The organism is Nitrosomonas communis (assembly GCF_900114745.1).
GTDB classification, from domain to species: Bacteria; Pseudomonadota; Gammaproteobacteria; order Burkholderiales; family Nitrosomonadaceae; genus Nitrosomonas; species Nitrosomonas communis_A.
Window position 1 is genome coordinate 1 of sequence record NZ_FOUB01000092.1, and the last position, 11705, is coordinate 11705.

The 11705-nt window shown below is 42.9% G+C and carries 10 protein-coding genes and 1 pseudogene; 1 reads left to right on the forward strand and 10 read right to left on the reverse strand.

The genetic code is table 11. The features are described from left to right. From BM122_RS23615 to BM122_RS18940, 7 genes are all read right to left on the reverse strand, one after another. Window positions 1–341: hypothetical protein (locus BM122_RS23615; protein ID WP_218152161.1), on the reverse strand; the 341-nt coding region annotated here is incomplete at its 3' end. Between the two features lie 264 nt (window positions 342–605). Next, window positions 606–854, reverse strand: a complete 249-nt coding sequence (locus BM122_RS18905) for a hypothetical protein (protein WP_074907071.1) — start codon at window positions 852–854, stop codon at window positions 606–608. A 686-nt stretch (window positions 855–1540) separates the two neighbouring features. Beyond that, a complete protein-coding gene (locus BM122_RS18910) occupies window positions 1541–2641 on the reverse strand; it encodes an SdiA-regulated domain-containing protein (RefSeq protein ID WP_143083542.1) in 1101 nt (366 codons plus the stop codon). A 749-nt stretch (window positions 2642–3390) separates the two neighbouring features. Then, entirely contained in the window at window positions 3391–3699 is a 309-nt protein-coding gene (locus tag BM122_RS18920; RefSeq protein ID WP_218152162.1) for a YrrC family ATP-dependent DNA helicase, read from the reverse strand. A 51-nt stretch (window positions 3700–3750) separates the two neighbouring features. After that, the gene (locus BM122_RS24465; RefSeq protein WP_218152163.1) at window positions 3751–5232 is read right to left on the reverse strand and encodes a tetratricopeptide repeat protein; all 1482 of its coding nucleotides are present in this window, start codon (window positions 5230–5232) and stop codon (window positions 3751–3753) included. Window positions 5233–5258: 26 nt separating this feature from the next. Beyond that, window positions 5259–6119 carry a hypothetical protein gene (locus BM122_RS18935; protein ID WP_074907074.1) on the reverse strand — a complete coding sequence of 287 codons (861 nt, stop codon included), beginning with the start codon at window positions 6117–6119 and terminating at the stop codon, window positions 5259–5261. A gap of 941 nt (window positions 6120–7060) precedes the next feature. Next, window positions 7061–7849: an IS5 family transposase gene (locus tag BM122_RS18940; protein ID WP_074907075.1), complete on the reverse strand. Its 789-nt coding sequence runs from the start codon at window positions 7847–7849 to the stop codon at window positions 7061–7063. Between the two features lie 285 nt (window positions 7850–8134). On the opposite strand from BM122_RS18940, the pseudogene BM122_RS18945 reads away from it, so the two are divergent. Further along, a pseudogene (locus BM122_RS18945) lies at window positions 8135–8833 on the forward strand (IS982 family transposase); the annotation flags it as partial. Window positions 8834–8852: 19 nt separating this feature from the next. Here the strand turns inward: BM122_RS18945 and BM122_RS18950 are convergent. The 3 genes from BM122_RS18950 to BM122_RS22790 form a co-directional block, all read right to left on the reverse strand. Then, window positions 8853–9164: a hypothetical protein gene (locus BM122_RS18950; protein ID WP_074907077.1), complete on the reverse strand. Its 312-nt coding sequence runs from the start codon at window positions 9162–9164 to the stop codon at window positions 8853–8855. A 187-nt stretch (window positions 9165–9351) separates the two neighbouring features. Beyond that, window positions 9352–9720, reverse strand: a complete 369-nt coding sequence (locus BM122_RS18955; RefSeq protein WP_074907078.1) for a hypothetical protein — start codon at window positions 9718–9720, stop codon at window positions 9352–9354. Window positions 9721–9810: 90 nt separating this feature from the next. After that, entirely contained in the window at window positions 9811–10284 is a 474-nt protein-coding gene (locus BM122_RS22790) for a hypothetical protein (protein ID WP_143083543.1), read from the reverse strand. Between the last annotated feature and the right edge of the window lie 1421 nt (window positions 10285–11705).

The window sequence follows — 11705 nt, forward strand, 5'->3', positions numbered from 1 at the left end:
TTTGAGCTTGTGCCTTTCGCTTCACATCGCCACCGAAGGTTCCCGCAGTTCAACGTAAGAGCCCGAATCAGACTGACGCTGCCTCTATGCCGGACCCCGCCTGGCCCGTAAGCAGGTAACGGCCAGACTGCTCCTGGAGTAACATCACCCTCCAGTTTTGATGTCATCTGAGTAGTTTCGACACTTGAACGGCAGTTCACGGTTGTTCGTCTTCCTGATCCATACCTGACGCCTCGGGGCGCCTTTTCCATAACGCTCACGACCGGGGCTTTTGACCCAAGCCGCTTAGGGTGGTTTGCAATCTGCTCCTGCAAGCCGATTGCGAGGGGCCATACCCTCATCTCTTACGCCGCTTGCTGCGGCACACTTATGCCCCATACATAGAAAATATTAAGGAAATCACTCAACTGACTAATGCATTTATTGCTTATAGCATTTTAGAATATATCTGTAGTGGCAACGGGCTAAAACTCGTAGTTAATAGTTTGCGCGAGTGGTTGGAAGGCATAGTATAGATGGTCAAGATAGTTTTTATCACGCCCTGCAGCCGTGGGAAAACGGATAATATGAAAGCTTGAATGGTGAAACATTGCGTGAGAATTTATTCAATGCAGAAATCTTTGCCAGACTGTAGATTCCTGACCACTGCAATATGGATCGTCTTTTGCTGTTATCGCTTTGCTCGTGTTGATGGCATTAATAAATGGCAGCGGTTCTGTCACTATAGTGGAAGTAGCAAAGTCGTCGTTAGTAGGCAGTTCTGCTACAGCCGAGGACATACCTAGCCATATTAAAATTATTATCCTAAGTGTAATTCTAGCTGACTTCAAATCAAAAACATTGTGACTTATCATCAGATCATCCTTTGTTATACAAATCAACGAAAATACATGGAATAAATGAGACTGTTGTATGTGATACAAATTATTATTTGATTTTTAGTATTTTCTCCTGAGTTTTAAAATTATTGATCAATATGTTATTGTTAATTAACGGTCAAATGGGTCGTAGCTTTAACAATAAATGATAAAAAAATAACTCTAGCTAAAGCTTATGTACTTATCTTTTAGCTGAAGATATTCATGATCTACATACGAGCTGCTTTCTCCGCCGACCAATGCTGAAAATAAACCACTTGATTAGTCCGCGCGTAATTCTTTGATTTCTAACGTTTAAAAAATTCATGCTTGCGAACTTCGTTCTCGAATGACGGGGTAGGGGAAGAGAATAATGAGGTAGAGAGATAGGATTATGGCCTATAGTGGGGCAATATCCACCTCTTTTAGATGCAGCTCTACTTGTGTAACATTGTAAGGATCCAATAGAAGGGATTTACAGGTTGGGTCCAGCTGAGAACATATAGTCAAAGTCTTCGGTGAGCTGCTAAAGAAACGCCCACATACTCAATTTCAATTGGTAATATCACTCAAATTTCTTTCTGATTCTATGCTTTGGAGGAATAGATATAGTGATAAATTATTGCTCATGACTATACTTAATATACACAATTTACATGAAATCTTAATAAGTAGCAGGGGCTTTATTCAAGTGCTGCACTAATGGGGGAGAGACGGAAAAGATTTTGCTTACTTGTGTCCTTAATATCGATACCAATCCATGGATTCATCAATTCATCAATCACCATTCCTTCTGCTTTATCTATCTCCGCTGGAAGCTTCCAGCATGCATCATGATCAATCGTAACCTTGTCTTCATTCGGCTTCAAAGTTTTTTCGAGGCGGCACAAGGTCGAACTTTCCTGTGAAAGTAAATAAACACGTTTATCTGGGCCGACAATAATCTCGCTCGCATCTTTGGCCAATTTGCTCAGATGTTTGGAAAATTGCCATGTTTTAAGCGCCACTAAGCGAGTGGGGGAAGGGATCGGTTGATTTAAACGGTCAGAAAGTTTTGATTTGTCTACATTCAATCCAGTGAACGTGTCCCCTACATTAAGAAATGTAGTCATGTCATAACCCATAGGAAGAGCGCCTTCCGGACCAAACTCAATAAGCATAGATGGCTTCTTCTCCTTGAGAATCAGTACGTGGCCTTTTTTCATGAGTATCATGCCTTCGCCACGTGAGTTGGGCTGCTCCTCCCAGGTTAAGTTGAGGTTTCTAATGCTGGAAACATCCAGAGTAAAATTTCCACGATTGTTCTGAAAACTGTGGTCGAAACAGGAGAGCTCGCTACTTGTTTCATTTAACATGCAGGCCGTACCATTGCCATCCGTTGCGACGGCTTCCCATTGAGATGCGTCTTTGATATGCTGGTTGCTAATTACATTCTGAAGGTCGTACAGGTGAATAATGGGCTGAACACCAGCGTCGCCCAAAGAGGTATTGATACGAATATGCGCAACTTCATAGCTTGCATCGCCAACAGCATAAAGGCTGATTTCCCCCCGAGTTTTTTTTGCACTGTTGATTGCCATGGTGAGTCCCGAGAGTTCGGCAATAGGAATGGTATAGCGCTCTGTTATAGTCAGAGAATTTCGCAGATTTTCAGAGATATCTCGAGAACCGGCAGTAGCTAGGTTGCCAAAGTTAATCAGAATGACAAAAACGCAAACCCAAGCTAAGAGCCCGAGTCTACACATGTTATATTGTAGCGTTATGGTAGTAAATTTCATACTCATGATCAAACATTCTTAATTATTGCGTACAGATAAGGAACAGGCTAAGCAATAACCCATCTAGCTATGATTTAAAACACAAAGGTAACGTCAGACATACATCAGTATCAAGCTGCTATTGAAGGATTTCCATACGATAACACGAGATTTATACTTACTACAGCAAATTACCGTTCTTGTTTATATCTGTTGCGCTGCATTAGTCATGTTTATAATACAGGCCGTTGAAGAAGCAGCACTAGTTGCTCTGTGTAAAGGGTGCTTGCCGTTTTATTAATTAGACCACTTCAAGCTTTCTTCATTCTCTACATTCGGGTTGTTTCCTTCCGCCTCCCAATGCTGCAAATCAACCGCTTGATTAGTCCGCGCATAATTCTTTGATGTGTAAGGTTAAAAAATTAAAAACTTGCGGACTTCGCACTTATATGATGGGTAGGGGTGGAGAGAATAATGGGGCAAAGAGAGAAAAAGTGACCAAATTTATGGGATTTCTTGAAACCTCGAAGTCCACAAGAATCCGCATGAACCTTTGCAAACACGCGAGAGTAGGCACAAAAAAACCAACCGGATGAAGAGTTGGTTTTTGGTATTGGTGGAGGGTAGGGGAGATGAGCACTGGTACGCAAGATTGCTAACAAATGCGGAAAGTTGAGGGTTCCTTGAGATTAATGACAATAGTTGCAAGGTAAATAACGGTTTATTGGCCTATTTGGCCAATGAAATATTCAACAGATGAGAGGCGGTATAATAAATCAGGAGGTGTCCATAGGAATAAGCCACAGATAATCACCATACATGGCGATCATTGTCCCACAAAGCGGAGTTTTAAACTGCTGCCCATGTTGCCGGTCATTGACCCAGAAGCCTGAACATTCGATATATTCGCCTGCTGTGACCGAAACCGCTGAACCAATCACCGTGATGAGTTCTCTCTGGCCTTTAACTTTGACGCGCAATACACAGAAACCCGAAGATTCGCTATGAAAGGTGACGCGTTCTACCGACCCCTGCAGTTTTTCCAGAGTATTGTCAGCCGAATACTCTGTTGGAGGTATATTCATCAGATCATAAGCGTTGCCTGAATGATGGTTTTCAGGTTTGAAGTGAACAATCTATCTGCCACAACATTTCTTGAATTTCTTTCCACTGCCGCAGGGACAAGAGTCATTGCGACCTATTTTTTGAGGGGTTTTTAACGAAGATGGATGCAGTGCAGGTAAATTGTCTCTGCCAAGGTTTCGACGCAGCTGGTTATAAAATTTGGCAAACTCTTGTCCAAAGTTCGGTTGTGGTGCGAGAAACTGCCAATCTGGTAATCGGTTCAACGCATCTGATATTATTTGAAATGCCTCTCCCTCGGCATTATTCGATGCTTGCGCCTGAGCCAGCATGAATATAACGTCAATATTATTGGGTGCTAACTGAACCGCTTGCGACAAAGCCTGAATTGCTGCTTTAGGTCTGTTGATGCTAATAAGAATATTTCCCAGTTGAAACCAGGTTCGGACATCGTCAGGCGTAATGGATGCGCGTTCTTGCAGCGTCTTCAGAGCAGCCGCAACAGGCAGTATCTGGCCGTCAAGTTGACAATTAAGCATTGAAATAAGCGAATTACGTGGCTGGTCACTGTCTCGGGCCGCAGTTATCATTAGCATTTCAGCCGTAAGCGCCATGATTGCTGAAGATGTGAATTCAAATTCAACATACTGGCCACAGGATGCGCATGGAAATTCATCATTGATCAAGTGAGAAACTTTCTCGTCCTGGTTTGTGCCCACAATAACGCCTTTGACCTCATACTGGTTGACATCACTGCATGATGGACAGCGTAGTTCCAATGTGAGTGAATGACGGGAAAGATCGCCTGATTTAAATGTTTTCCTGATTTGTTCTTTTCTTCTCAGGTCTTCAAAGGCACGGCTTTTAGCTGCCTGTATTTCATCATCATCCTGATCCAGCAGACGTGCAAGAATGTAACAGGCACGATCGATCAGAGGTTGCTGGCGTCGAAGTTCGCGCCTTAAGCGATCCAATAGGCGTTGATCAGGAGCGGCCAATGCTAATTCACAGCAGGACTCTACATGCTCACTTATCAGCGCATCGAAATGATCGCAAGCAAAATCTGATGCTGTTTTGCCTCTAACATCCCTGATGACGGAAAGACCATAGATATGCTGAGACGAATCCATATTATTCCAGCGATCAATCAAGGCCGTTTGGGCAGTTGCGCCGATTTTTTTCAATGCAGTTTGAGAAGCTTCGCAAAGATAATCACCCTGGTCTTCAGTCATTGATTCAATCAGGCATGGCACGAATTCAGGCCAGGCCAAATCACCCATGGCTTCGGCCAGTTGCACACCACCATAGGTGTGTCTAACAGATGACAAACGCAAAATTAATGCATTTGTAATATCATTCCGGTCAAAGGTGCGCAGATACGCTAATAAGGCGGGATACCAATACGGTTTAAAAAAATCGGCCGACAATAAATTAACCGTTTCATTAAGATCAAGTTTTAAGTTGTCGAATGTTTTCCGTGCAAAGCCTTGAATGCAGGCAGCCAGACCTAATTGCGATCGAATGTCATCTGACATTATCCGATTTAATTTTTTAGAATCATTTAACAACTGTAGAATGGTTTTACAGCTGTCTGATTGTTTGGAAAGTTTTTCCAGTACTGGAACGATTTCGGAGAAGGCGGTGAATCTAGCCACTGATCGAGTTGCACCAGAGGCGTTTCTTCATGGAATAAATCAGCTAACGGCTCAAGGCGTTGCTCTGATTCTTTCTTGCTGCGATCGAAAATCAGTTCAAGATATTCTTTCTGACCGTATAAACCCTGAAATAAGCTTTTTAACATGCCAGCACTTCGATTGCTGCCATTATTGCTGCTATTGTAACTACGAAGCGCTGCAGCAAGGATGGATTCGAGCATATCGAACGTTAAACCGTTACTCAGGCGTAACAGTGAGGGTAGAAAAAATATCCTGCCAAAATTTTCTTCCGGTAATGCCAGTATTTTTTGACCAAGTCGATTTAACAGTGACTGATAAGATCGATCGATTCTAATATCGGCCAAAACATAGATATTCAAAATACGTTCGAAATCAAGAGAAGCGCCTTGCTCGACTTGGTTTAGGTAATCGTTAAGCAACTGTAAAAGTTCTTGCGGTGCATTGGCAGCGAGAATTGGAATCGAAGCATTTGCTAAAAAAGCAGGCCATTGTGAACAGTGCTTGATGATCAGATTCGTCAGTGATGAAAAATGCTGGGCTGGTAACGTATTAAACAGGTTAGACAATGTTTCGGTTTCATTTCGTTCTATCAGTTGGGCGATGAAAAGATCATGAAACCATGTGGATTCAATACGGGCTTTTTCTTCACGGTTATTTTCCGGCAGATCATTATAGTAACGCAACGCCCACTCCAGCATGAGCAGGTCATCTAATTTTTCTTTTGCACTGATGATGGGATCGAGCATGGTGAACAATTCGTGTCATGAGATTATCAAGACCATCATTTTACTCGATCGATTGATCAGTTGCTTTACCTAGAATGCTGATGAAAATAGCTTTTCAATCGCCACTGACAGATTTGACTTCTTTGCCTTTGCGAACATCCGAATATAAGAATGGGCGCGTAGGCAAGGCGGCGCTGCAGAAACGCATGAGACTCGGCAAGCACATAGATCCATAGTGGGTACCACCGGTGCACCACAGGCCCGGCGATTGTCGTAATATTCTGGCAGTAAGATTACCATGAGCACCCGTCTTATCAATGCATCGGTTTCCTTCCCCTACCAGTGCTGAAAATAAACCACTTGATTAGTCCACGCATAATTTATTGATTTATATCATCTAAAAAATATGAACTTGTGGACTTCACCCTTGCAGGACGGGCAGGGGTGGAGAGAATAATGGCGCAAAGAGCGAAAAAGTGAGCAAATTTGTGGGCTTTCTTGAAACCTCGAAGTCCGCAAGAATCCGTATGAACCCGCGCAAACACGCAAGAGTAGGCGAAAAAAAACAACCGGATGAAGGGTTGGTCTTTGGTATTGGTGGAGATGAGGGGAAATGAACATTGGTACGGAAGATTGCTAACAAATGCGGAAAGTTAAGGGCTCCTTGATATTAATGACAGCAGATGTAAGGCGAATAGCGAGTTACTATATTAACGTGAGTTCGGGATAAGAAAAGCAGCAAAAGGAATCTGAATTCCTTATGATGAAAAGATTTTCAAAAAGAGTTTCATTATTAGAGGGATCAGATTCTGATGGATATTCTACTATTGATTTTTTGTGCAATTGACGATTTTTGTAAAGAGTTTGAGCCACGGTGGGAGCAACGCTTGTCGGGGTCATCGCTAAAACGGCGTCGCCGCCGAGGGGCGCTGTGTCTAAGAAACTGTTTGGAAACTCCTGTTTTATGTCAAGCACCTTAACATAATGCGGGTCATGGCGATGTAAATCCAGGTCTTATCCGTCCGGGTGAGGCGTTCATAGCTTTTACTAAGCCTGCGTGAATGGTTCAGCCAGCCAAAAGTGCGCTCGACTACCCAGCGACGAGGCAATAGCACAAATTTCCTGGTTTCCCTGGGGCGCAACACTACCTCCAGACAGAATTTAAACCGTTGTGCCACCCACTCTACTAAACGACCGCCATAGCCACCATCCACCCAGATCCTCCTCAATTTTTTGCACCCTCCCGGCAGATGACGCAACAGCAGGCGAGCCCCGTCACGATCCTGCACACTGGCAGCAGTCACTGCCACCATCAACAGTAACCCCGGTGTGTCTACCAGAATGTGGCGTTTACGACCATTGATCTTCTTGCCTGCATCGAAACCACGTTGCCCAGAAACTGCGGTGCATTTGACGCTTTGGCTGTCCAGGCAGCCTGCCGTCGGCTGTTTGTGTCGGCCACACTTTTCTCGCAAGCGAGAGCGTAACAAATGATGAAGACGTTCCCATGTTCCGTTATAGGACCAGCGATAAAAATAGTAGTAAACTGAGCTCCAGACCGGGAATTCACGAGGCAATTGTCGCCACTGACAACCTGTTTTCAGAACATATAAAATTGCATTGACTACCTGACGCATACTCAACTCTCGTGGCCTCCCCACAGCTGATACTGGCAGATGTGGTTTCAAATAACGCCACGCTCCCTCACTTAAGTTGCTCGGATAACGTTTCTTCCGTTTTTTTTGATTCATCATATTGTCTGCTAATAGCAAAAAGACGCTACGTTAACCCAGAACTCACAATTTCCAAACAGTTTCTAAGTGAAGTCATACCATCATGGTGGGATTTCATCTATCCGGTTATCGGACGTTTAAGCACTATAGCGTAACCAGTTAAGAATGATTCAGAATATATAGAATTTGAAGAGCATCTCAACGGTTTGGTTTTGTTGTTTACGCAGTACTTTGGCGTATGCCCATTTGTGCTAGATGAGACAATGAGAATACTCTTTGAATCATTTCTAGCTGGTTTTGCTATATTACCTGAATTACGTGTTGAAGTATCAGCGGCCCCATTTTCCAGGGTTAGTGAGCTACAACCGCTTTGTTGAGTTGCTGCCAGGCAGCCTGGTACCCTTTTGCTGTTTTCTGACCAGCCGTTTTGGGCAATGCAGTGGGATCAGCTTCATTGATTCGACCAAGATCAGTGTGTGCCATAGCCGCCGCATTGGGTCGCATAAAGTAATGGCAGAGTTTGCTGCTCGGGGAAAGACCAGCGTTGGTTGGTTTTATGGATTCAAGCTGCACCTGGTCATCAATGACCAAAGGGAGTTACTGGCAGTAAAAATCACGGCTGGCAATGTGGATGACCGTGATTCCCTACCGGAACTGGCGCGCTCCTTGTTTGGGAAGTTCTCTGGTGATCGGGGCTATATCTCGCAGCCGCTCTTTGAGCAACTCTGGGAGCAGGGCGTGCAGCTCGTCACCAAAGTGCGTAAGAACATGAAAAATAAGCTGTTGCCACTGTTTGACAAGCTTCTGTTACGTAAACGGTCGATCATTGAAACCGTCAATGACCCATTGAAAAACATCTCGCAAATCGAGCATTCCCGTCATCGCAGTCCAATTAACTTTTTTGTTAATCTGATAGCTGGATTGGTGGCTTACACCTTTCGCGAGAAGAAACCCTTGCTTAACATTAGGTTTTCTCAAGCTCTTCCAGTCCTAGGGGGATGATTCTTATGTCGAACTCACGTTAAATAAGTTTTGTATGGTTGCTTTTCGCGCTTTGTTTCACAACGAAGTTGGCGAAGCCCATGCGTGCCTCGAAATCGGCATTCAGGCCTTGCGAGCGGCACCAACTAGGAAACGTTTCCGGGTCGATACGAGTGCGCACTACGGTATATCCATCTTGCTTAAGATTGTCCTCATCTTGTTCCGCTTCAGCAAGCCATACGTCGAAGCTTTCTGGCAGCTTGTGACTATCAGTCATAATTCTAAGGATGGCATCGTAATCTTCGCGATAGTACCAAATCATGCCTATTTTGAAGGGAGTTAATTTTTCCATGATATTTCCTTTGTTAACGAATAAGTGATGGAACTTCATGCTTTATCGGCATCAGGCAATTAATCCTAAGCACAGGGTATCTGGATATTAGGAACCATGGAAAACTCAATAATACAGCGGGCCCAAGAGAATTTGATATATGGAGGAATCCAATGCTACTAATATTGTTAGCGACAATTTCCCTAAATCATTGAAGTGTGTTTTTATCTCTTTTGTCATTTATGAAGAGATCACTGGCACTTGGTTGAGTATTGGCAATAAGATAGTCACGGATGGAGCAAGCTTTTTTGCTGGGAAAGTTAAAGACAAGCCAGCCAAGTCCTGCATTTCTGAACCCGAATCTGATTCTGTCATCTTTGAGCTTTATAATGACTAGCCGCGGATCGTCCTGCACAGACATACCTTCATCACTTTTAAGTGGCGGTTTTTTAGGCACTTCAGGACGCATATTGGCTCTGACAACTGCGAGCTCGGCTATTAGGGTTGTCAGCTCGTGTGCTGACAATATTCCATTGATTGACAAGTTCACAGATTTTTTGTCTTCGCTTACTTTCATGGCTTCTCCTTTGCTGTTAATAGTTTGGTGGAGTTTATTATTCTATCAGCATAGGAGAGGGGGCCTATTCAGCCAAAGATTAAGTAGAAGCTATTTAGGTGGATCAATCTTGATTACTTTTTCTTTTCCGCAATCAAGACAAATGAAGAAAGCATTTTTTGCGTCGAATCTTCCGAACGTTTCTTGGAATGTGCTTTCTATCCTTTTTAATTTTATCGATCCGCAAAGATTACATTGATAATCATGAGGATCTGGGCTATGAAGTTTTTCCATATTTTCAGTAAATGTGAAATTTTCGAGATTAAGATTCTGAATTTCCGATTCAAGATAGCAAATCATATCCGCCAAAGCGGAAACCTTTTTTCTGCATCCAGTAAGCTCTTTGTCATAAGCAATGAGCTGATCTTTCAAAAGCATAAACCGCTCTTTAATAATCAAAGTAGAGCCATTTTCATCAATAAGTTTTTCTATATTTTCGATGAGCATGATAGGGCAAGGGGAAGAAAATTTGATTGTGTAATACACCTGATTGACGCTACCAAAGAAGTGGCGCAGCTTGAGCAACCCAGTTTTGATCGTTCTGTAACTATCAAAATTGCCATTTTTACCTCAAATGAGACGAGAGAACTATTTATTGCAGATCGCCAGAATCAGTTTACAGGACTATTCGTTACATTTTAGTGTAGTAATCAAGTCATATTTGCAGTAGGTGAGTAAGGATGAGTAATAAAAGAATCTTGTGCTTAACCAAATTTATCAAATATAGGGCTAGCGCAAGTTGGGTCTGTTATATTAGTTTTTGTGTTGCTTTGCTTATAGCATATCCCCTATAAATTGATTGTAATTTGCGGATGATATATCCGATGTCATTTTGCCGTAAATTATTATTCGTTCGAGAAAAGGAAGGCCTTACTATCGCGCAAGTGGCCAAGCGACTTTGCGTAGGTGTAGCTAGCGTCGCGCGCTGGAACAAGAATCTTGATGCCAGACTTCGATGCCATTGAACCAAAATGGGCCCAATCCAAAACAACCAAAAAAAGAAGAATGCTCCATTGAGCAGCTCTTTGCCGTCTTTGCAATTTGATTCATTATATATAAGCTGTTCCCTCCGCCTACCAATGCTGCAAATAAACCACTTGATTAGTCCGCGCGTAATTCATTGTTTTTTATCATCTAAAAAATACGAGCTTGTGGACTTCGCACTTGAATGACAGGCAGGGGTGGAGAGAATAATGGCGCAAAGAGAGAAAAAGTGAGTGAATTTATGAGATTTCTTGAAACCTCGAAGTCCGCAAGAATCCGAATGAACCCGCGCAAACACGCGAGCGTAGACGAAAAAAAGCCAACCGGATGAAGGGTTGGTTTTTGGTATTGATGGAGTAGGGAACCGAGCCTAAATCCTTTTATCGAATAGAATAGCAATGTTTTGATCTTGAGGGCGCAGATTCACCTGCAAACAGGTGGGTAGTTGTTACTGTATGCTATGAATCTAGACACTATGGTTACTATATTCTTTGCAATACTGCATCTTGAATAGCATCAACTGATCAGAGGGTTTGCGTCTCGCTGCACTTTTCCGCGGCTTCATCGTTGTCTTTGCAAGAAGCTCAGCAAATAGATTCCAGTCAATTATGCGATTCAGCTCTTCAAGCGGAGCTTTTAGCTTAGTTAGCTGAGGAATATCGACTGTCAAGGCCAAAGAAACCGAGTTGCATGGTAAGGTCTCATATCCGGGAGTTTGATTTACATATTACATATTTAAAACAAAGTGTTATTCTGGATCAATAAAAAAATAACATTTTTTCCTGACCTGCCTCATTTTGTAGCTCGAATTTTTCAGGAGTCTATAACTTATTGTAGTTTAAAAGTCATTCTGTGCTATTTAGGAATTGGACAACTCTCATGCTTTGTGGAGTGTGCCTGCATTGGGTCGCTCCAGCTTCGGCTGTGGAATTTTCTCTGAATGGTGATATGCGTACTAGTTT

Coding starts and splice junctions, on each gene's coding strand:
- BM122_RS18905 (WP_074907071.1), bottom strand. CDS start 854: ATGATAAGTCACAATGTTTTTGATTTGAAGTCAGCTAGAATTACACTT.
- BM122_RS18910 (WP_143083542.1), bottom strand. CDS start 2,641: ATGAGTATGAAATTTACTACCATAACGCTACAATATAACATGTGTAGA.
- BM122_RS18920 (WP_218152162.1), bottom strand. CDS start 3,699: ATGAATATACCTCCAACAGAGTATTCGGCTGACAATACTCTGGAAAAA.
- BM122_RS24465 (WP_218152163.1), bottom strand. CDS start 5,232: ATGTCAGATGACATTCGATCGCAATTAGGTCTGGCTGCCTGCATTCAA.
- BM122_RS18935 (WP_074907074.1), bottom strand. CDS start 6,119: ATGCTCGATCCCATCATCAGTGCAAAAGAAAAATTAGATGACCTGCTC.
- BM122_RS18940 (WP_074907075.1), bottom strand. CDS start 7,849: ATGAATCAAAAAAAACGGAAGAAACGTTATCCGAGCAACTTAAGTGAG.
- BM122_RS18950 (WP_074907077.1), bottom strand. CDS start 9,164: ATGGAAAAATTAACTCCCTTCAAAATAGGCATGATTTGGTACTATCGC.
- BM122_RS18955 (WP_074907078.1), bottom strand. CDS start 9,720: ATGAAAGTAAGCGAAGACAAAAAATCTGTGAACTTGTCAATCAATGGA.